Annotated in this window: 19 protein-coding genes; 6 read left to right on the top strand and 13 right to left on the bottom strand. The window is 62.4% G+C overall.

Annotation, left to right across the window (positions count from 1 at the left end):
- Positions 1–12: 12 nt before the first annotated feature.
- Genes I7X09_RS15120 through I7X09_RS15105 form a run of 4 tightly spaced genes read right to left on the bottom strand, consistent with a single transcriptional unit; the run spans position 13 to position 2,604 of the window.
- On the bottom strand, positions 13–1,194 hold the full coding sequence (locus tag I7X09_RS15120; protein ID WP_166811920.1) for a lipid-transfer protein: 1,182 nt from the start codon (positions 1,192–1,194) through the stop codon (positions 13–15).
- Entirely contained in the window at positions 1,191–1,604 is a 414-nt protein-coding gene (locus I7X09_RS15115) for an acyl dehydratase (RefSeq protein ID WP_095969618.1), read from the bottom strand. Before I7X09_RS15115 ends, I7X09_RS15120 begins: the two co-directional genes overlap by 4 nt.
- The gene (locus I7X09_RS15110) at positions 1,601–2,029 is read right to left on the bottom strand and encodes a Zn-ribbon domain-containing OB-fold protein (protein WP_095969617.1); all 429 of its coding nucleotides are present in this window, start codon (positions 2,027–2,029) and stop codon (positions 1,601–1,603) included. Before I7X09_RS15110 ends, I7X09_RS15115 begins: the two co-directional genes overlap by 4 nt.
- Positions 2,026–2,604 carry an FAS1-like dehydratase domain-containing protein gene (locus I7X09_RS15105; RefSeq protein WP_200312892.1) on the bottom strand — a complete coding sequence of 193 codons (579 nt, stop codon included), beginning with the start codon at positions 2,602–2,604 and terminating at the stop codon, positions 2,026–2,028. Before I7X09_RS15105 ends, I7X09_RS15110 begins: the two co-directional genes overlap by 4 nt.
- Before the next feature lie 65 nt (positions 2,605–2,669).
- Between I7X09_RS15105 and I7X09_RS15100 the strand changes: the two genes are divergently transcribed.
- Positions 2,670–3,383, top strand: a complete 714-nt coding sequence (locus I7X09_RS15100) for a TetR/AcrR family transcriptional regulator (RefSeq protein WP_172436514.1) — start codon at positions 2,670–2,672, stop codon at positions 3,381–3,383.
- On the opposite strand, the gene I7X09_RS15095 is transcribed toward I7X09_RS15100, so the two are convergent.
- The 4 genes from I7X09_RS15095 to I7X09_RS15080 all read right to left on the bottom strand — a co-directional run bounded on the left by I7X09_RS15095 (position 3,370) and on the right by I7X09_RS15080 (position 6,469).
- Entirely contained in the window at positions 3,370–4,842 is a 1,473-nt protein-coding gene (locus tag I7X09_RS15095) for an MFS transporter (protein ID WP_200312891.1), read from the bottom strand. The two genes, I7X09_RS15100 and I7X09_RS15095, sit on opposite strands and share 14 nt — an antisense overlap.
- An 86-nt stretch (positions 4,843–4,928) precedes the next feature.
- Positions 4,929–5,498 (bottom strand): TetR/AcrR family transcriptional regulator, encoded by a 570-nt coding sequence (locus I7X09_RS15090; RefSeq protein WP_095969614.1) that lies wholly within the window; start codon positions 5,496–5,498, stop codon positions 4,929–4,931.
- Entirely contained in the window at positions 5,498–6,118 is a 621-nt protein-coding gene (recR, locus tag I7X09_RS15085; RefSeq protein ID WP_003943917.1) for a recombination mediator RecR, read from the bottom strand. The genes I7X09_RS15090 and recR overlap by 1 nt, the downstream gene beginning before the upstream one ends.
- Positions 6,119–6,130: 12 nt before the next feature.
- Positions 6,131–6,469, bottom strand: a complete 339-nt coding sequence (locus I7X09_RS15080) for a YbaB/EbfC family nucleoid-associated protein (RefSeq protein WP_003943929.1) — start codon at positions 6,467–6,469, stop codon at positions 6,131–6,133.
- Positions 6,470–6,578: 109 nt separating this feature from the next.
- Here I7X09_RS15080 and I7X09_RS15075 point away from each other — a divergent pair, with 109 nt between their 5' ends.
- The 3 genes from I7X09_RS15075 (at position 6,579) to I7X09_RS15065 (ending at position 9,271) form a co-directional block, all read left to right on the top strand.
- Positions 6,579–7,379 (top strand): Rv3717 family N-acetylmuramoyl-L-alanine amidase, encoded by an 801-nt coding sequence (locus tag I7X09_RS15075; protein WP_095969613.1) that lies wholly within the window; start codon positions 6,579–6,581, stop codon positions 7,377–7,379.
- Positions 7,380–7,463: 84 nt separating this feature from the next.
- Positions 7,464–7,760, top strand: a complete 297-nt coding sequence (locus tag I7X09_RS15070) for a hypothetical protein (RefSeq protein ID WP_200312890.1) — start codon at positions 7,464–7,466, stop codon at positions 7,758–7,760.
- Entirely contained in the window at positions 7,760–9,271 is a 1,512-nt protein-coding gene (locus I7X09_RS15065; RefSeq protein WP_200312889.1) for an alpha/beta hydrolase, read from the top strand. The genes I7X09_RS15070 and I7X09_RS15065 overlap by 1 nt, the downstream gene beginning before the upstream one ends.
- A 54-nt stretch (positions 9,272–9,325) precedes the next feature.
- Here the strand turns inward: I7X09_RS15065 and I7X09_RS15060 are convergent, their stop codons facing one another.
- A complete protein-coding gene (locus I7X09_RS15060) occupies positions 9,326–9,760 on the bottom strand; it encodes an SRPBCC family protein (RefSeq protein ID WP_095969610.1) in 435 nt (144 codons plus the stop codon).
- A gap of 338 nt (positions 9,761–10,098) precedes the next feature.
- On the opposite strand from I7X09_RS15060, the gene I7X09_RS15055 reads away from it, so the two are divergent.
- The gene (locus tag I7X09_RS15055; RefSeq protein ID WP_200317593.1) at positions 10,099–11,502 is read left to right on the top strand and encodes an FAD-binding oxidoreductase; all 1,404 of its coding nucleotides are present in this window, start codon (positions 10,099–10,101) and stop codon (positions 11,500–11,502) included.
- Entirely contained in the window at positions 11,499–12,800 is a 1,302-nt protein-coding gene (locus I7X09_RS15050; RefSeq protein WP_200317591.1) for a class I SAM-dependent methyltransferase, read from the top strand. The genes I7X09_RS15055 and I7X09_RS15050 overlap by 4 nt, the downstream gene beginning before the upstream one ends.
- A 23-nt stretch (positions 12,801–12,823) precedes the next feature.
- On the opposite strand, the gene I7X09_RS15045 is transcribed toward I7X09_RS15050, so the two are convergent.
- From I7X09_RS15045 to I7X09_RS15030, 4 genes are all read right to left on the bottom strand, one after another.
- Complete coding sequence (locus I7X09_RS15045) at positions 12,824–13,876, bottom strand: hypothetical protein (RefSeq protein ID WP_234036931.1); 1,053 nt, start codon at positions 13,874–13,876, stop codon at positions 12,824–12,826.
- A gap of 109 nt (positions 13,877–13,985) precedes the next feature.
- Positions 13,986–16,127: a 3-hydroxyacyl-CoA dehydrogenase NAD-binding domain-containing protein gene (locus tag I7X09_RS15040; RefSeq protein ID WP_095969605.1), complete on the bottom strand. Its 2,142-nt coding sequence runs from the start codon at positions 16,125–16,127 to the stop codon at positions 13,986–13,988.
- A gap of 45 nt (positions 16,128–16,172) precedes the next feature.
- Entirely contained in the window at positions 16,173–17,387 is a 1,215-nt protein-coding gene (locus I7X09_RS15035; RefSeq protein ID WP_007731553.1) for an acetyl-CoA C-acetyltransferase, read from the bottom strand.
- Between the two features lie 222 nt (positions 17,388–17,609).
- On the bottom strand, positions 17,610–19,487 hold the full coding sequence (locus I7X09_RS15030) for a multicopper oxidase domain-containing protein (protein ID WP_200317587.1): 1,878 nt from the start codon (positions 19,485–19,487) through the stop codon (positions 17,610–17,612).
- Positions 19,488–19,574 lie beyond the last annotated feature (87 nt).

Below are 19,574 nucleotides of genomic sequence, written 5' to 3'. Positions count from 1 at the left end.
TAGGCGGCAGATTCAGCGATCTGCCGAGAGGACGAGCGCACTGTGCGGGACGGGAGAGCCGCCGGTCACGAGCACGTTGTCCAGAGTTTTGGTGGGTTGGTTGGTGGAGGTGCCGCGGATCAGGCGAACACCTTCGGCAATACCGTTGACGCCGTGGATGTATCCCTCACCGAGTTGACCGCCGTGGGTGTTGATCGGCAGGCGACCGTCCAGCTCGAGATTGCCGTCGGCGATGAAGTCTTTGGCCTCGCCCCGACCGCAGAATCCGTACTCCTCGAGTTGAAGCAGGACCATCGGGGTGAAAGCGTCGTAGAGAATTGCGGCATCGATGTCGTCCGGGCCGATACCGGCCTGGTCCCACAGTTGGCGCGCCACGAGTTCGACTTCCGGCATGCTGTCGATGTCGTCGCGGTAGTAGCTGCTCATCGAGATCTGTTGCGGACCTACGCCTTGCGCAGCACCGCTGATGATCGCCGGTTTGTGCGGCAGGTCGCGGGCGCGCTCCGCACTGACGATGACCAGCGCCTGTCCGCCGTCACTTTCCTGGCAGCAGTCGAGCAGGCGGATGGGGTCGGCGATCATGCGTGAGTTCTGATGGTCCTCGATAGTGATCGGGCGTTCGTAGAACCAGGCCTTGGGGTTGTTCGCGGCGTGCTTGCGTGAGAGAACCGAGATCTGACCGAAGTCGGCGCTGGTTGCCCCGTACTTGTACATGTACAGCTTGGCCAGGAAGGCTTCCTGCTGCGCCGGGGTCAGAAGCCCGTACGGGTTGATCCAGTTCCGATACTCCTGGTCCGTCGACGCGTTGTACGCAAAGGGCGGTGGCCCGGCGCCGAATCGGTGACCTGATCTTTCGTTGAAGGCACGGTAGACGACCACGACGTCTGCGACACCACTGGCGACGGCAAGCGCTGCTTGCTGAACCGGTGCGCAGGCACCGCCGCCGCCGTGTGGAATACGACTGAAGAACGTCAGTTCCGGGATCCCGAGGGCGCGTGCGACCGCAATCTCGGGATTGTTCTCCATGGTGAACAGTGCGAATCCGTTCACCTCTTCTGCCTCGATGTGAGCGTCGTCGAGCGCGGCGATCACGGATTCGCACGCCAACTGCCATTCACTGCGGCCGGAGTTCTTGGAGAACTCGGTGGCGCCGATACCGGCGATGGCGGCTTGCCTCGAAAATCCTCGTGTCATGCGATTACCCTTTCCACCGGTTCGAGAGTCACGTCGGCCGTCACGTGTGTTCCGCGCGCGTTCTGCCCGAGAACTGTCACGGTGAGCGCCCGGCCGTCTGCGGCGGTGACCTTGCCGGTGAATGTCATTGTGTCTCCGGGGAAGTTCGGAACACCAAGCCGTAGTGATGTTTTGACGATTCGCGATCCCGGGCCGGACCAGTCGGTGATATAGCGGTCGATGAGCCCGTTGGTGGTGTTGATGCTCATGAAGATGTCGGGAGTTCCGCGACCCTGTGCCTTACCCGGATCGTGATGCACGTCCTCGAAATCCTGCGAAGAGATCGCGGTGGCGACGATGAGCGTTCGGTCCAACGGCAGTTCGAGGCTGGGGAGGGCCGAACCCACTTCGTAATCAAAAAGATTCGTCATTGCACCGATCCCCGTCGCCTCAGTTGCGGCAGCATCTCGCCGTGAGCGTGCTCGGAGAACGCCACTTCGAGTTCCATGCCGAATTCGAGTTCCTCGTGATCGATCCCCGCGATGTCGGCAACCAGTCGCGTGCCTTCTTCGAGGTCGACGAGCCCGACGGCGAGCGGGTACTCGAAGGCAGGATCCTTCGGGTGATGGATGACTGTGAAGCTGTGCAACGTGCATCGACGCGTGGATTCGACTGTGTCCCAACTGAACGAGCGGCATTCCGGGCAGGCGGGCGCGGGTGGGTGGCGCAACGTCTTGCAATCCGCGCACCGTTGGATCTCGAGGCGACCCTCTTGTGCGGCGGAGAAGAAGAAATCGTTGTCGTCGGTGACGGTAAGTCTCGGTACAGCAGTGTTGCGGGAGCCGGTCTCGCTCATGCGATTACCTCCTGGGCATCGAGCCGGGTATCGGGCTGGGCATCTGGTTTGAACCTGAGCAATCGAAAGCGCTCTTCGACCAACGTCTTTCCGTCCTGGTCGACGTACTTCTTGAACAGAGTGATGAAGCACCCGTGACCGAGGGCAGTCTGTTTGAACGGCGAGATCGCTTCGATGATGAAATGCGCGGTGACGTGATCTCCGGGGCTCAGCTCCGCGAAATACTCCTGCTCGACGTTGGTCGCGACAACGGACGTGTATCCGGCCTCGTCCAACAACGCCAGCAGTCGTGAATACGCGAAGTCCTCGGAGGCTCCGTCGGCGCGAAGTTGCTGGACCTGCCGATAACGTCGGTAACCCGCCATCACCCAGGTCGAAATCATGGCGGGCGGACAGACGACGTCTCGACGGCCGGTACTGCGGGCGGCCTCGGCGTCGACGTAGATCGGGTTGCGGTCGTCGTGCGCCTCGACCCAGTTGCGGATCATCGCCTCGTTGACCGCGTAGCGGGCGACCCGGGCCGGTTCGGCCTCTGCGCCGATGAAATTCGGAAATTGCGTCTGCAGGCTCTGCACTGAAATCCTCCGTGAACGAAAGTTGAGCAAGCGCTTGATTCTGAAGCTAGCATAGGAATCCGGAAGTGGAAACACGCGATCTCACCGACGAATTGGTTCGAGCCGGAGCTATCAGGCAGGATTGCGCTACGTTCGACGCCGGCAGCCCGGCACCCGCGAAACCCTGCCCTGAGCAGGACCGACAACCAGTGGAGATTTCAGTGGCATCACCAGATCGTCGGGAGAAGATCCTGGAGAGCTCAGCCGAGCTGTTCGCCAGGAAGGGTGTCGCCACCACGACCGTTCGCGAGATCGGCGACGCCGCCGGAGTGTTCTCGGGCAGCCTTTACCACTACTTCAAGTCGAAGAATGCGATAGTTGCCGAGCTCATGCGCGGCTTCATCACCGACATTCAGCTCCGCTTCGATCAGGTGGAGCAGACGGCGAACGGCCCCGAGGACGTCCTACGCGGCCTGATCCGCGAGACGCTGATCGTCATCGAACTGCACCCCCACCCGACGGCGATCTACCAGAACGATCGGGCCTACCTACGCGACAACGATCTCCTGCAATCCGTCGACGGGCCTTCCCGCCAGGTCCGCGAGCATTGGATGAAAGCGATTGCCGAAGGTGTCGATCAGGGAATCTTCCGCAAAGACGTGGCCCCGGAGATTTTCTATCGATCGGTACGCGACACCCTGTGGTCGACAACGCATTGGCCGGACCGCCAGAAGTACACCACCGAAGAGTTCGCGGATCTGATGATCACGCTCTTCCTCTCGGGATTCAGGGTCGCCTGACGAGATCCGGCAGATCAATGTGTTTCGGGGTTCGCCCCTGCGGCAACAGGATCGACACTGCGAATACGACCACCGCGCAACCCGCGCACACCAGGTAGGCGACGGAGAATCCGGTCCACGACGTGGAATGTTCCGAACCGCTGATCACGAATGCCGCGAGGATGGTTGCCACCGTCGCGCTGCAGATCGTGCTTCCGGACGTCCGCAGAAGTGAGTTCACCCCGTTGGCTGCCGCCAGTCGCTGACGCGGCACGGCAACCAGAATCAGCAGCGAGAGCGTGCTGTACACGATTGCAGTCCCGACTGCCGTGATACCCAGCGCCGCAACCACTCCCCACAGCGGCTTACCGGCAACTGCGTGAATCCCGTACCCTCCGGCGAGGAACACGGCACCGGTCAACATCGCAGTTCGTGAACCGAAGCGGTCGGTAATTCGCACCGCGACCGGTGAGAACAGCACCATCGCGATACTGGCCGGAATCTGACACAGCGCCGCCGCGATAATCGACAGGCCGTACCCGGCACCCGGCCCCTTCATCCCTTGCAGCAGCTGCGTGGTGATCAGCGTGTTCCCGAAGAAGGCGAACCCGACCAGCAGAGCCGCCAGATGCGGGATCAACACCGCACGCTTGACGAGAGCACGGACGTCGACCAACGGATTGACGTTGCGCCGCTGTTGAATTACCCAGAGTGTGAACAGCACCGCCGACGCGGCCAGCATGGAGATCACCGCTCCGCTGGTCCATCCCCAACTCGACCCCTGAGTGATCGGCACCAGTAGCGCGATCATCGCGGCACTCAAACCTGCAGCCCCGACGCCGTCGAATCTTCCCGACGGATTCGGCTCGGACTCTCGAATGAACAGCACCGCAGCAAGAGTCACGGACAGCCCGATGGCGGTGGTTACCCAGAACAGGACGTGCCAGTTCGAGTACTGCGCGATCATCGCGGAAAACGGTATGCCCAAAGCTGTTCCGACGCCGAGCGTCGAACTCATCATGGCCACCGCACCGTTGACCTTGTTGCGTGGCAACTCGTCGCGCAGCATGGAGATTCCGATGGGGATGACTGCCGACCCGGCCCCTTGCAACGCTCTCGCGAAGATGAGGACCGCGATGTCCGAGGACAGTGCACACAACATCGAGCCGAGAGTCATCATCGAGAAAGCGACGAGAAGCATCTTCTTCTTGCCCAACATGTCTGCGAGCCGGCCGAAGATGGGAGTGACCACGGCGCCGACCAGCAGCGTGACGGTCACCAACCACGACACGGCCGTGCGCCCGGCACCCGTGAAGTGAGGCAACTCCGGCAGCAACGGAACGATGACGGTCTGCAGAACTGCCTGGAACACGGCGGCGGCGACAACGATGGGAAACAGGAAGCGGGAGCGCGGCAGCGCCGGACTCGTATCGAGGGTGGGGACTGCTGGTGTGCCCGGCGGACGGTCGAGCGTCGTCACCCCACACCACCTGTTCCCACTAGGTAAATATCCGTTCACCTACATTAGGTGAACGGATATTTACCAAGCAAGAATTGTGACGCCGCTCACCCGTCGAGGAGCTTTTGGACAAGTGGTGCGTACAGGGCAACCACCTCGTCCTGGGTGCCGGTGGCATGGCCGGCCATCATCCGTCGGCGCATGATCGCCACTCCGACCACCATCGACATCGCCAGTTCCGCGCGCAATCTGGCGTCTGGGCCGGACAGGCGAGCAGCGAGAGTGTCGATCATCTGCGTCGAATAGTTCTCGCGCAGCTTGCGGTTGCTCTCCTCACTGACACCGCTCATGAACAACAAGCTCATGGACAGCGGCTTGTACGACTCCAGCGGCTTGGTGAACAAAGAGACCATGCGTTCGCCCAGGGAGTCGTTCGGTGCGTCGAATACCGTTATCGCCGCCGCGCGGAAGTCGACCAACTCGTCGTACAACTGCTCTTTGGATCCGAAGTACTTGATGATCAGCGGAGCGCTGACTCCCGCGTCTTCGGCAATGTCCTTGAGCGTGATCTCGCGGTACGGCCGAGTCGCAAACGCCTTCCCTGCCGACGCGATGATCTCCGCACGGGTCTGCTCGGACGTACGCCGCACTTGCTGACCTTGCCCCGTGCCGCTCATCAAGCGTTCCGCGACAATTCACGACGGCCGGACAATGCCCGACCCAACGTCAACTCGTCGGCAAATTCGAGATCGCCACCCATCGGAAGGCCCGAAGCCAACCGAGACACCGTCAGCCCCGGGATGTCTCGCATCATGCGAACGAGATACGTAGCTGTCGCCTCGCCCTCGGTATTGGGGTCGGTGGCGATGATGACCTCGGACACGTCGACACCGTCCTCCTGATTTGCGATGCGAGCCAACAACTCCCGGATGCGCAACTGGTCCGGCCCGATCCCCGAGAGCGGATTGAGCGCACCACCGAGCACGTGATAGCGACCCTTGAACTCACGGGTGCGCTCGACGGCCTGGACGTCCTTCGGCTCCTCTACGACGCAGATCACCGTGCGGTCGCGACGTGCGTCGGCGCAGATGCGGCACTTCTCCTGATCGGACACAGTTCCGCACACCGTGCAGAACTGAACGCCGTCACGGATGCGCTGCAATGCATTCTTCAAACGGTCGATCTCGGGAGGCTCCACCGAAAGCAGGTGAAAAGCGATGCGTTGAGCGCTCTTCGGCCCGACTCCGGGAAGCTTCCCGAGTTCGTCGATCAGATCCTGAACCGGACCTTCGTACACGCGTTCTCGTTTCTAGAAGCCGGGAAGACCGGGAAGGCCTCCGCCGAGTCCGCCGGCCAACGGGCCGAGCTTCTCAGCAGCGACTTCCTGTGCCTTGCGCGAAGCGTCCTCGATCGCGCCGATCACCAGATCCTGCAGCGTCTCGACGTCTTCGGGGTCGACGACCTTGGGGTCGATCTGCAGACCGACAACCTCGCCGGTGCCCTTGACCGTGGCGACAACCAGTCCGCCACCGGCCTGACCGGTCACTTCGGCCTGAGCCATTTCCTGCTGCGCCGCCATCAATTGCTGCTGCATCTGCTGAGCCTGAGCCAACAGAGCAGACATGTCGGGTGCTCCACCTGGTTGCACGAGCGGTCCTTTCTACAGAGTTATCCCCACCAGCGTAGTCGGTGCGCGCTACCGTGAGCGGGTGCGCCGGAACCAGTCAGACACCGTAAAACCGTCAGGTAGGTCAAACATGGCATCACGTGTGTTCCGCTCCACTGCCCTGATTGCCGTGGTCGGGGCCGGGCTTCTGAGCGCTGCGTGCACGATTCCGACTGAGACTGCCGAGGCCACGACCTCGGTCGAGGTGTCTCCGCTCAGCACTGTCGCCGCTGACGTCCCCGCTGCGCTCACCGGCAAGGTCGTCTTCCTCGATCCCGGGCACAGCGGGGCGAACGACGACAGCATCAATACCCAGGTCCCCACGGGCCGCGGCGGCACCAAGAACTGCCAGACCACCGGCACCAACACCGATGCCGGGTTCCCCGAGCACACCTTCAACTGGGAAGTCGCGAGCCTGGTCAAGAGCGAACTCGAAGGCCGAGGCGCCACAGTCGTCCTGAGTCGACCCGATGACGTCAGCGTCGGATCATGCGTCGACGCACGCGCCGAAGCGGCCAATTCCTCCGGCGCCGACGTCGTGGTGAGCATTCACGCGGATGGCGCAGCAGCTGGCGCCGAGGGCTTCCACGTCTGCTACTCCGCTCCCCCGCTGAACACGGTTCAGGCCGGCCCGTCCGTGGCTTTCGCCGAAACCATGCGCGACTCACTCGTCACGGCCGGACTCACCCCGTCGACCTACATCGGTGACGACGGGCTGGCACCACGCGCCGACCTCACTGGCCTCAACCTGTCGCAGCGGCCGTCGATTCTGGTCGAACTCGGCAACATGCGAAATGCCGACGAGGCAGCGCGCATGACGAGCCCGGACGGTCAGCAGGAGTATGCAGCCGCCGTCACCAGCGGAGTCACCGCCTTCCTGACAACCCCCTGACCTCGCTTCTGTGGAGAAATCCCGCTTGTCCACAGGAAAGTCGTCACAGCCCCGGTAGCCCGCTCACCTGGATACGGTTCTGCCATGGGGCCGATACTTCAGGTAGACATTGCTGCGTTGCAGCAACTTTCGGCTGATCTGTCTCGAATTGCGGATCAGATCTCGGGGATCGATTCTGCCGGCCCGATCTTCGAAGCCTCGGCGGCCCTGAACTCGTCCGCCGTCACGGCTGTGTCGATCGGGAATGCAGACGTCATCACGGACGCGTACCGGCACCTGGCTACGCAGTTGGGACTGATGGCGTCGGGAACCGCTGCCGCAGCAGGTCTGTACGACGCTGCCGAGGCAGAAGTGGTGTCCGAGCTGCGCGGAGCCTACTGATGCGGCCCACCGTTTCTCAGCTTCGCGCGTGGTCACCGGAGAGATTGCGCACAAGCGCTTCGGAACTGATCGAAATCGACCGGCAGATCGAAGTTCTCGGCGATGACGCCGGACGCAGCGTCGACGCCGTCCGTGAATTCTGGCAGGGACAAGCGTCGAGCGCGGCGGCAGTGCTGTGGTCTGGCATCTCGCTTTCCTCGTCTCGGCTGTCGATCGCGGTTCGCGTAGTTGCGGATCTGTATGGCGGAGCGGCCAATACGATTGGTGTGGCGCAAAAATCAGTTCTGGATCTGGTCGAGGAGGCGACGCTCGAACACGGCTTGACGGTGTCAGACAGTGGGGCTGTATCGGCACCCGCGCCGAAGCAGCCGTGGAATGTGGTCGACGTCATGCAGGATTCCGAAAACGCCACGGCTGCACAGATTTTTCAGCAGAAGATCTCCACTGCGTTGACGTTGCTCGACGACCAAGACAACCGGGCCGCGACTGCTCTGGGTGAGGCATTCCGGGAGATCGGATCACTTTTGGGTAGTCAGCCTGATTCTCTGGGCCGCACAGTCGTCGACATTCTCGACGGGAGGTCGACACTCCCCGGGACACCCGCAGAACTACACCGACTGTGGGAAACACTGAGCCCCGGAGAGAAAGACGCGTTGGCGAGGTGGGATCCGTCCATCGGTAGCCTCGACGGCCTTCCCGCTCTCGACCGGGACTACTACAACCGGCGGTACCTCACTGTGCTCGAGCGGTTGCCGGATCGAACGGTAGCCGCGGGATATGCGGCCGTGCACGGCGAACTTCGACCGGACACGTTCCTTCTCTCGGTCACGGATGGGCACGCCGTCGTGGCAGTCGGTAATCCCGATGCCGCCGACAACGTCGCAACACTGGTTCCCGGAACCGGCTCCGGGCTATCCGGCGTCGGCGGCGATCTGCAACGAACCAAGGCCATGTACGACGCGGCCGTCGGGACGGTACCAACGGAAGCCACATCAGTGATCCTGTGGTCCGGATACGACTCTCCCCCAGGCATTCCCGACGCAGCATCGGATCTCTACGCCAACTCCGCGGCGCGGAGGCTGGACAGTTTTCAAAACGGGCTACGCGCCTCACACGACGGTCCGCCGTCGCACAACGTGGTGATCGGTCATTCCTACGGCAGCACCGTCGTCGGTGCTGCGACTACCCGTGGCGCTTCCCTCGACGTCGACGAACTGGTTTTCGTCGCCAGCCCGGGCGTCGATGCCGAGCGCGTGAACGAACTGAGCCTGGACCGCGTCGACGCGGCCGAGGTGGCGCGCCATGTTCATTCGACGACGGCCTACTGGGATCCGGTCCAATTGATCCCCAAGATCCTCGGAATCCACGGGTTCGACCCCTCGGATCCGGAATTCGGCGCGCAGGTATTCACCGGATCACCCGGAGAGCCTGGGTTCGGAGTTCACAGCGACTACTGGGAAAGCGGAAACCCCGCACTCACCGAATTGGGGCGGATCATTACCGGCCCATGAAAGAAGGCGCCGTACCGGTGAAGGTACGACGCCATCTCGGTGATGCAGGATCAGTCAGACGAGTTCGCGCTTGAGGTTCTCCAGGACCTGGGCCTGGATACGCTGCAGACCCTTCGGAGCGAAGGTGCGCTCGAAGAAACCACCGATACCGGTGGCACCCTGCCACTGGGTGAGCGTCGTCACCGTCGTTCCGGTGCCGTTGGGGGCAACGGTCCAGGTGGTGACGAGACTGGAGTTCGCGTCCTTCTCGGTGATGACGTTGCCGTCGACCGTCACGGTGGCCTTGACGTTGCGCGAGCGCTTTTCCGTCGCCTTGAGCGTCCACTGCGCGACGGTTCCGTCACCCTGGCCGCCTTCGACGACCTTGTAGTCGAGGTACTGCTCGGACAGGATTCGCGGGCGAACCGTCTCGTAGTCCGAGAGCGCCGCGAGCACCTTGTCGGGTGCTGCTGTGACGACTATCGAACTCATTGCATTGACCTGACCCATATGCCCTACGTCTCCTTGCTCGACCAACGCGGCTCGATACCGCGATTGACTACCCGAATCCGCACCTCGAACTGCGCAGATATTCCTTTCCATACTGCCTGCTGCGCCCGGGTATCTCGACCATCTACCCATTCCGTGTGAGCTGGTTCACCACTCGGCGCATTTACCGAGTTCGTTTGCAACAACTCGATCAAATTCGGGCATTAAGACCCCTCCAGATAGCTTGCACACGCAACTACCGATAGCGTCAGGGTGTGACTCTCTCGTTCAATGGGGTAGTTCAGAAGTTAGATCGAATCCGGACAAAGCAAGGCCCGGGTTCCGATGCTGCGCGTGAAATGGGGTTCGAGCAGCACAGAGAAGGCGTCGAACGCCTACTCGCGTCATACCGCGCCATTCCCGCCGATGCTTCTGTACGCCTGGCAAAGAAGACATCCAATTTGTTCCGCGCTCGCGCCAAGACGTCGGCCCCCGGCCTCGACGTCAGCGGTCTGGCCGGTGTCATCGCCGTCGATGCGCAGGCGCGCACAGCCGACGTCGCCGGCATGTGCACGTACGAGGACCTCGTCGACGCGACGCTGCCCTACGGGCTGGCGCCGTTGGTCGTGCCTCAGCTCAAGACCATCACCCTGGGCGGTGCGGTGACAGGCCTGGGCATCGAGTCCACCTCCTTCCGCAACGGACTGCCGCACGAGTCTGTACTCGAGATCGACGTGCTGACTGGGAGCGGCGAGATCATCACCGCAACACCGGACGGTGAACACGCCGAGTTGTTCTTCGGTTTCCCCAATTCCTACGGCACCCTTGGCTATTCGACGCGATTGAAGATCGCACTCGAGCCTGTGAAGAAGTACGTCGCCTTGCGTCACGTGCGCTTCGATTCGCTGAAGAAGCTCGAAGAAACGATGGACCGCATCGTCACCGAGCGTGAGTACAACGGAATTGCCGTCGACTATCTCGACGGGGTGGTCTTCACCGATTCCGAGAGCTACCTCACCCTCGGCGTGCAGACCGACGAGGAAGGCCCGGTCAGCGACTACACCGATCAGGACATCTTCTACCGGTCGATCCAGCACTCGTCGCTCACCCAGCCCAAGACGGATCGCTTGACCATTCGGGACTACCTGTGGCGCTGGGACACCGACTGGTTCTGGTGCTCACGGGCTTTCGGTGCACAGAACCCGAAGATTCGACGCTTCTGGCCCAAGCAGTACCTGCGCAGCAGCTTCTACTGGAAGCTGATCGCCCTCGACCACAAGTACGACATCGGAGATCGCCTCGAAAAGCGCAAGGGCAAGCCCCCGCGCGAACGCGTCGTCCAGGACGTCGAGGTACCCATCGAACGAACCGCGGACTTCGTCTCGTGGTTCCTCGAGGAAATCCCGATCGAACCACTGTGGTTGTGCCCGTTGCGCCTACGTGAGCCCAGCCCGGCCGCTGCCTCCGCATCGCGGCCGTGGCCCCTCTACCCCCTCGAACCCAAGCGCACCTACGTCAACATCGGCTTCTGGTCTTCGGTGCCGATCGTTCCCGGTGAGCGCGAGGGGGCAGCAAATCGACTGATCGAAGAAAAGGTCAGCGATTTCGACGGACACAAATCGCTCTACTCCGACTCCTACTACTCGAGGGAAGACTTCGAGGAGCTGTACTACGGCGGCGACCGGTACATCGGACTCAAGGAACGCTACGACCCGAAATCCCGTTTATTGGATCTATTCTCTAAGGCGGTGCAACGTAAATGACCACGTTCAAAGACTCCAAAAGCCAGGACAAGCTCTCTATCGCAGAGATTCTCGAGACGCTTTCCGACGGCATGCTGCCGCTTCGATTCACCGCGTACGACGGCAGCACCGCCGGCCCCGAAGATGCCGACTACGGACTGCATCTCAAGTCGACTCGCGGAACCACTTATCTCGCAACGGCGCCCGGCGATCTCGGTATGGCCCGCGCGTACGTCTCCGGCGATCTCGAAGCCGAGGGTGTTCACCCCGGTGATCCGTACGAGATTCTGCGCATCATGGGTGACGAACTCCACCTCAAGCGCCCGTCGGCACTGACGCTCGCCAGCATCACCCGCTCACTGGGCTGGGATCTGTTGCGGCCCATCGCTCCGCCGCCCCAGGAACACCTTCCTCGCTGGCGTCGCGTCGCAGAAGGCCTGCGTCACTCCAAGACTCGTGACGCCGAAGTCATTCACCACCACTACGACGTCTCCAACACCTTCTACGAGTACGTACTCGGCCCGTCCATGACGTACACCTGCGCCGCCTACGACAATGCGGAACAGACCCTCGAAGAAGCCCAGGAGAACAAGTACCGTCTGGTGTTCGAGAAGCTCGGACTCCAGGAGGGTGACCGACTTCTCGACATCGGTTGCGGCTGGGGCTCGATGGTCCGCTACGCCGCCCGGCGCGGCGTCAAGGTGATCGGTGTGACTCTCTCACGCGAGCAAGCAGATTGGGCACAGAAGGCCATCGAGGACGAGGGCCTCGCCGATCTCGCCCAGGTCCGTTTCTCCGACTACCGCGACGTAGCCGAGACCGGCTTCGACGCAGTATCGTCCATCGGCCTGACCGAACACATCGGCGTCGGAAACTACCCGGCGTACTTCGAGTTCCTCAAGGGCAAGCTGCGTGAGGGTGGGCGTCTGCTCAACCACTGCATCACCCGTCCGGACAACCGAAGCAGCGCCAAGGCAGGCGGATTCATCGACCGGTACGTCTTCCCCGACGGGGAGCTCACCGGATCGGGACGCATCATCTCCGAGATCCAGAACGTCGGTCTCGAGGTGCGGCACGAGGAGAACCTGCGCGAGCACTACGCACTGACACTCGCCGGATGGTGCCAGAACCTCGTCGACAACTGGGACGCCTGCGTCGCCGAGGTCGGTGAGGGAACCGCACGCGTCTGGGGCCTGTACATGGCCGGCTCTCGCCTCGGGTTCGAGCGCAATGTCGTTCAGCTGCACCAGGTTCTGGCCGTCAAGCTCGGCCCCAAGGGTGAGGCGCATGTGCCGCTTCGCCCGTGGTGGAAGGCCTAGGGAGCTCCGCTCCCTGTGAGTGGTTAAGGAGTCTCTGCACTCCTTAACCACTCACAGGCCCTGCAGGGGTTCTCCCCCGTTCTCTCCCAACCTCCACGTCGCAAGACCGTCTCCACCTCGCGCGCAACCTCGCACGGGGTCTTCACCACCTCGTCGAATCCGTAGACCAACCGCGGACGACCTGCCAGCTCTGCCGCATTGTCACGGCGGCGATCACGGAATGCCACCTCGGCCATGGAATGCGCCCACCGACCGTCGAGACGAACTGTCAACGGCACACCCACTTCGCTGTAATCGCAATCCTCGTACAGCGTGCGACCGTCGACGCGAACCGGTGATTGGCGTCTGGCCGACGGCAACCCGTGTGCCTGCTCCACATCCACCGCATAGTGATATTCGAGAGTCGATTGCACCCCGTCTGCCAAAAGCTTCACCGCACTGTCGAGGGCCTTCCGGTATCTACGCGGTGAGCGCTCCTCCATGCGTCGACGGATGTCCGTCAAACGGATGCGGCCGTTGGTGACTGTGGTGATAAGGCAGACATAGGCCTCGCGCGGAGTCGGTTCTGCGACGGCCAGATCGAGAGCCGTATCAGCCTTGCTGGTTCGCGGCATCTGCGCGTCGACACCGATGTGACGATGAGCCCTCGAACGGTGGACCACGACGCCAGGATGGAGGACGGTGCCGATCAGGGGTGACGGATGCCGTTCGGCGCCGAGGCCACGAACGAAAGTGGCAGCCTGAGAGATCGCAGACTTCCCGTACGGAACGGTGATATGTACTGGCGCAGTGTTGTCCGGCCGACGCATCGACCATTCCTCAGCGGCAGTGTGATGGCTGAGCATCGACGAACCGCCGCCGTACAGGAGCGCGGCCTCGAGTACCTCATGCCTGGTCAATGGGCCCGTGGTGACGGAGTAGACGCCGTGAAGAACAGTTTGCCAGCGCCCGACCTCGACTCGTTGTTTCACGCGGGAGCGAGGAAATCCGATGGCGTGAAGTTGGGTGTGACTGACCAGTCCGCGCTGAGCATCGACGACTGTCTGCAGTTCATCGATTTCTGTATGTGAAGGCATACGCCGAGCCTGCAAAAACATACAGACGGATTTCGCCGAAAAAACCAACCTGTGGATAAAGCTGTGCGCGGTTAGGAAGTGCTGAGACTCCCTAACCGCGCACGGGGGTTTATGCCTCCAGCGACGCCGGCGGGGTGAACCGCGGGCCGTACTGCGCAGCGAGTTCCTTTGCGCGAGCGACGAAGCCGGCTGTGCCGCCCTCGTAACCGACGATGAACTGGTGAACGCCACCGGTCCAGGCCGGGAATCCGATGCCCATGATGGAGCCGATGTTGGCGTCCGCCGTGGTGATCAGGACGTTCTCGTCGAAGCACTTCTGCGTCTCGATCGCCTCGATGAACAGCATGCGGTCGATGAGGTCCTGGATCGGGGCGTCGGAGGTTCCGGAGTTGAAGTTCTCGCGGAGTCCGGACCACAGGCCGGTGCGCTTGCCCTCTGCGTAATCGTAGAAGCCCGCTCCACCGAGCTTGCCCTTACGATCGAACTTCTCGACGAGGGTGTTGATGACCTCGCCGGCCGGATCTGCCGGCAGTTCCTTGCCTTCGGCCTTGGCGGCGTCGGCAGATTCCTTGCGGATCTTCTGCATGAGGGTGAGGTTGAGCTCATCCGAAAGCTGAAGCGGCGCAGCGGGGTAACCGGCCTGCATACCGGCCTGCTCGATGGTGGCAGGCTCGACGCCCTCGGCGAGCATGCCGATGGCCTCATTGATGAAGGTTCCGATGACACGCGAGGTGAAGAAGCCACGCGAGTCGTTGACCACGATCGGCGTCTTGCGGATCGCCTGGACGTAGTCGAACACGCGAGCCAGAGTCTCGTCGGAGGTCTTCTCACCGCGGATGATCTCCACCAGCGGCATCTTGTCGACGGGCGAGAAGAAGTGGATGCCGATGAAGTCTTCCTGACGCTTCACGCCGGTGGCGAGACCCGTGATGGGCAGCGTCGAGGTGTTCGAGCCCAGCAGCGCCTTGGGATCGACGATGTCCTCGATCTCCTGGAACACCTTGTGCTTGAGTTCCTGGCTCTCGAAGACGGCTTCGATGACGAAGTCGACGCCGGCGAAATCGGCCGGGTCAGCCGTCGGGGTGATCTTGGCGAGGAGTGCGTCGGACTTCTCCTGCGTGGTCTTGCCGCGCGAGAGTGCCTTGGCCTCAATGCCTTCGGAGTACGCCTTACCCTTGTTGGCGGCCTCTATGGTGACGTCCTTGAGGACGACGTCGAAGCCGGCCTTCGCGGAGACGTACGCGATGCCCGCGCCCATCATGCCTGCGCCGAGGACGCCGACCTTCTTGATGGTGGACTTCTCGATGCCTGCCGGACGTGAACCGCCGCCGTTGATCGACTGCAGGTCGAAGAAGAACGCCTGAATCATGTTCTTCGCGACGCGGCCGGTCACCAGCGAGGTGAAGTAGCGAGCCTCGATGAGCAGCGCATTGTCGATGTCGACCTGCGAGCCTTCGACGGCTGCAGCCATGATGGCGCGCGGAGCCGGCATCGGAGCACCCTTGAGCTGCTTGCGCAGGTTCGCGGGGAACGCCGGAAGGTTGGCAGCGAATGCCGGGGTGGACGGGGTTCCGCCAGGGATCTTGTAGCCCTTGACATCCCACGGCTGAACGCCGCCTTCGGGGTTGGCCTTGATCCATGCCTTCGCAGCCGGAACCAGTTCCTCCACCGAGCCGACGACCTCGTCGATGAGGCCGACTTCCTTGGCCTGAACGGGTCCGCGCTGCTGTCCCTGGAGCAGGACGCCCATGAGCGCGTTCTGCAGACCGAGCATCCGCACGGTGCGCACGACGCCACCGCCACCCGGCAGCAGGCCGAGGGTGACCTCGGGCAGGCCGATCTTGACGCCCTTGACGTCTGCCGCGATGCGATGGTGGGTCGCGAGAGCGATCTCGAGGCCGCCACCGAGTGCCGCGCCGTTGATCGCGGCGACTACCGGCTTGCCGAGAGTTTCGAGGCGACGCAGGTCAGCCTTGATCTCGACGCTGTGGTTGTAGATCTCCTCGGCCTGCTCGGGTCCGACCTTGATCATGTTCTTGAGGTCGCCACCGGCGAAGAAGGTCTTCTTGCCGGAGGTGATGACGGCACCGGTGATGGAGTCCTTCTCGGCGACCAGACGGTCGACGGTGGCCTTCATCGACGCGATGTACGCGTCGTTCATGGTGTTTGCGCCCTGGTTGGGATCGTTGATGGTGAGCACGACGATGCCGTCGGCGTCCTGGTCCCAGTTGATGATGTTCTGATCAGTCACTTTGCTTGACTCCTGGTAAGCCTCGTTGGAAGGACGGACGCCGCGTCAGACGCGCTCGATGATGGTGGCAACGCCCATACCGCCGCCGATGCACAGGGTGATGAGGGCGCGCTTGCCGCCACGACGCTCGAGCTCGTCGACCATCGTTCCGGTGATCATCGCGCCGGTGGCACCGAGCGGGTGACCCATGGCGATCGCGCCACCGTTGACGTTGAGCTTCTCGTCCGGAATGTTCAGGTCCTTCTGGAACTTCAGGACGACGGAAGCGAATGCCTCGTTGATCTCGAAGAGGTCGATGTCGTCGACCGTCAGGCCGGCAGCTGCCAGAACCTTCTTCGACGCCGGCGTCGGGCCGGTGAGCATGATGGTGGAGTCGGCGCCGCTGGTGGCGGTGGCGACGACGCGAGCGCGCGGCGTCAGACCCATGTCCTTGCCGGCCTGCTCGCTACCGACGAGCACGAGGGCAGCGCCGTCGACGATTCCCGAGCTGTTGCCACCGTGGTGAACGTGGTTGATCTTCTCGACCCAGTGGTACTTCTGCAGCGATACGGCGTCGAATCCGCCGATTTCACCGATCACACCGAACGCGGGAGCCAAGCCGGCGAGGTTCTCTGCCGTGGTGCCCGGACGCATGTGCTCGTCGTTGTCGAGGATGGTGATGCCGTTGATGTCCTTGACCGGCACTACCGACTTGGCGAAGTATCCGCCGGTCCACGCCTTGGCGGCGAGGTCCTGCGAGCGCACGGCGTATGCGTCGACGTCGTCACGCGAGAAGCCCTCGATGGTGGCGATGAGGTCTGCGCCGACGCCCTGCGGCACGAAGTAGTTGTCGTAGTTGGTGGCGGGGTCGAGCGCCCACGGTCCACCGTCGGATCCCATCGGAACGCGGGACATCGACTCGACGCCGCCGGCGATCACCAGTTCGTCCCAGCCGGACCGAACCTTCTGAGCTGCCATGTTCACGGCTTCGAGGCCGGAAGCGCAGAAACGGTTGAGCTGAACGCCACCGACGGTGTCGGGCAGTCCAGCATCGTTGACTGCAACGCGGGCGATGTCCATTCCCTGATCGCCAACGGGGGTGACGACGCCCAGGATGAGGTCGGAGATCCGATCCTCGTCGAGGTCGGGAAAGCGCACGCGCAGTTCCTGGATCAGACCCGTGACCAGCGAGATCGGCTTGACCGAGTGCAACGACCCGGTCTTCTTGCCGCGGCCTCGCGGGGTACGGATGGCTTCATAAATGAATGCCTCTGTGGTCACTGTGAGGTGTTCCTTCCGTGTAATTCGTCGAACCGGTCTGCAGATCGTCCGCGCCGCCTTCGGTGGTGGCGCATGGCCGAGGTACAGACCTCAGCCCTTTCACTGTAGAACGTGTTCCAAATTCATGGGAAGGACCGAAGCGATCCTGCTAGGTGACCGAGGTGATCCGACGTGCGTGCGCCTGCCCGCTCCTGTTCATTTCACGAGCGTCTTCGGAAGGGCTCACGGCACGATGCGATAGGGCAACATCATGTCGTGATCTTCGTGATCGAGCAGGTGGCAGTGCCACACGTACCCCTGGAGTCGACCAGGGTCACTCATACCGTGGTGCCCGTTTCCCTGATGCGCCTGATCGCCGCCCGTCATCGCACCGCCCGTCATCGCACCGCCCGTCATCGCACCGCCCGTCATCGCACCGCCCGTCATGACAGCCTTCGGTAGTCGATCGAACATCGCGTCGGGATCGAAACCCAACTCGTCTGCGGTGGGGAATCGCACGATGATCCGCGTGACCGTGCCACCGTCCACCCTGACGGTGTCCTTCATCCCTGCTTCCCACGGCGCCGGCGAGATCATCGGCCCCGCCTCGAACCCGTCGGGAGACGGAGTCCACTTGTTGCCGATCGTCGGCTGGGGATGACGGATCAGGTACTCCAACGTCCGCATCGGCGTTCTGCCGAGAATCCGGAAATTCACCAGGTGCAGGTGTATCGGATGCGGGTCAGGCGTGGTGTTGACGATGTTCCACTGCTCGACGGTGCCTTGCCGCGGCCTCTCGACGTCGGTGGTGCTGAACGTCAGGTTGTTCAGAGTCATCTGAGCCGGTGGATTCCGCAGTTCCAGTTGCTGGCTGACCGTCACCGTGCGAATTACCGTCGGCTGCTCCAACGGGGCGAGAACGTCACGTTGCCGGCGTCCACCGCGCAGCTGCGACGGAACACCACCGGTGAATCCGCGCCTGGGGTCGCCGCGAAACCGGCAGAACAGCGGCATCGTCACTTCACCGATGACAGCAGCGGGTAGCGGGGGCGCCTCGTCGTTGCGAAGCTCCACCGTCGATCCCTCCGACAGTCCGGTGAAATCGACGAGGAGGTCGTACCGCTCCCCCGGTGCGCAGCGGAAGGCATTGACCGCGACGGGCGCGTCGAGCATTCCGGCGTCGTTACCGATGACCCAGAACGTCATCATGTTCGAGAAGTGAAGATTCCACACACTTGCCGACGACGCATTGACGATCCGGAAACGGTAAAGGCCCCGAGCCACAGCCAGTTCCGGCCACACCTTGCCGTTGACCAAGCCGACGTCGCCCACGGCTCCGCCTTCCCACGATCCTTCCGGGATCAAGATGGTGGATCGGCCGTTCAGGGCGCCGGTCGGTGTGAAGATCTTCTCCTGCAGGATCAATGGGATCTCGAATTCCTTGGCCGGCAACCCCAACGGGTTTCCCAGCTTGCCGGTGTCGAATTCATCCCTGATCAAATAGTTGCCGATCAGACCGGCGTAGACGTTGAGCCGGGTGATGCCCATCGCATGATCGTGATACCAGAGGTGCGCGGCTTCCTGACCGTGCGAAAAGTGATGCATCGCAGCCTGTCCCGGCATCACGAGCAGCTCCGGGTGGCCGTCGCTCTCGGGTGAAGTGACTCCTCCGTGCAAGTGCAACGACGTCGGCGGGTTCGCGCGGAAGTCGGCCTGCATTCCGTGCAGCGTCATATCCATGTCCGCGGCCAACGGATATCCGGTCAGATCGTTCTCGAACGTCACCATGATCGGCTCGCCGGAATACGCCTCGACGGTCGGGCCCAGAAAACCGCCACCGATCTCTCCGCTGCGGTACGACAGTGCTGGGGACGATGGAAAATCCCGATGAAAAGCATGTTGCCCGACTTGCGCTGTCAGCGTGATCTCGTTTCCGGAAAGCGTCGACAACGAGGGCAGTTCGTCACAGAACGGCTCGAACTCCGGCGAATGAAAAATCAACGGTGACTCGACGTCCGCACTCCCGGACGGAACAGCACTTGCCTTTGCACCCAATGCAATCGCCGCCGTGCCGACTACCGACCCCTTCAGAACCGACCTTCTCGAAACCCCGATACCCATACATACCCCTCCCCATCGAAACGGGTTGTGTTCTCCGGCAAGGAAAACGCAACCCGTCTCTCCACTTCGATCTCGGAAAACCCCCGT

Source organism: Rhodococcus sp. P-2, assembly GCF_016598535.1.
In the GTDB taxonomy this organism is placed as follows: Bacteria; Actinomycetota; Actinomycetes; order Mycobacteriales; family Mycobacteriaceae; genus Rhodococcus_F; species Rhodococcus_F baikonurensis.
This window is presented reverse-complemented; position numbering and strand designations above follow the sequence as displayed.

Excerpts from the sequence above, each read along its gene's own strand:
- I7X09_RS15030 (WP_200317587.1), bottom strand. The coding sequence starts at position 19,487 with ATGGGTATCGGGGTTTCGAGAAGGTCGGTTCTGAAGGGGTCGGTAGTC.
- I7X09_RS15065 (WP_200312889.1), top strand. The coding sequence starts at position 7,760 with ATGCGGCCCACCGTTTCTCAGCTTCGCGCGTGGTCACCGGAGAGATTG.
- I7X09_RS15110 (WP_095969617.1), bottom strand. The coding sequence starts at position 2,029 with ATGAGCGAGACCGGCTCCCGCAACACTGCTGTACCGAGACTTACCGTC.
- I7X09_RS15055 (WP_200317593.1), top strand. The coding sequence starts at position 10,099 with ATGGGGTTCGAGCAGCACAGAGAAGGCGTCGAACGCCTACTCGCGTCA.
- I7X09_RS15070 (WP_200312890.1), top strand. The coding sequence starts at position 7,464 with ATGGGGCCGATACTTCAGGTAGACATTGCTGCGTTGCAGCAACTTTCG.
- I7X09_RS15060 (WP_095969610.1), bottom strand. The coding sequence starts at position 9,760 with ATGGGTCAGGTCAATGCAATGAGTTCGATAGTCGTCACAGCAGCACCC.
- I7X09_RS15115 (WP_095969618.1), bottom strand. The coding sequence starts at position 1,604 with ATGACGAATCTTTTTGATTACGAAGTGGGTTCGGCCCTCCCCAGCCTC.
- I7X09_RS15045 (WP_234036931.1), bottom strand. The coding sequence starts at position 13,876 with ATGCCTTCACATACAGAAATCGATGAACTGCAGACAGTCGTCGATGCT.
- I7X09_RS15120 (WP_166811920.1), bottom strand. The coding sequence starts at position 1,194 with ATGACACGAGGATTTTCGAGGCAAGCCGCCATCGCCGGTATCGGCGCC.
- I7X09_RS15090 (WP_095969614.1), bottom strand. The coding sequence starts at position 5,498 with ATGAGCGGCACGGGGCAAGGTCAGCAAGTGCGGCGTACGTCCGAGCAG.
- I7X09_RS15075 (WP_095969613.1), top strand. The coding sequence starts at position 6,579 with ATGGCATCACGTGTGTTCCGCTCCACTGCCCTGATTGCCGTGGTCGGG.
- I7X09_RS15050 (WP_200317591.1), top strand. The coding sequence starts at position 11,499 with ATGACCACGTTCAAAGACTCCAAAAGCCAGGACAAGCTCTCTATCGCA.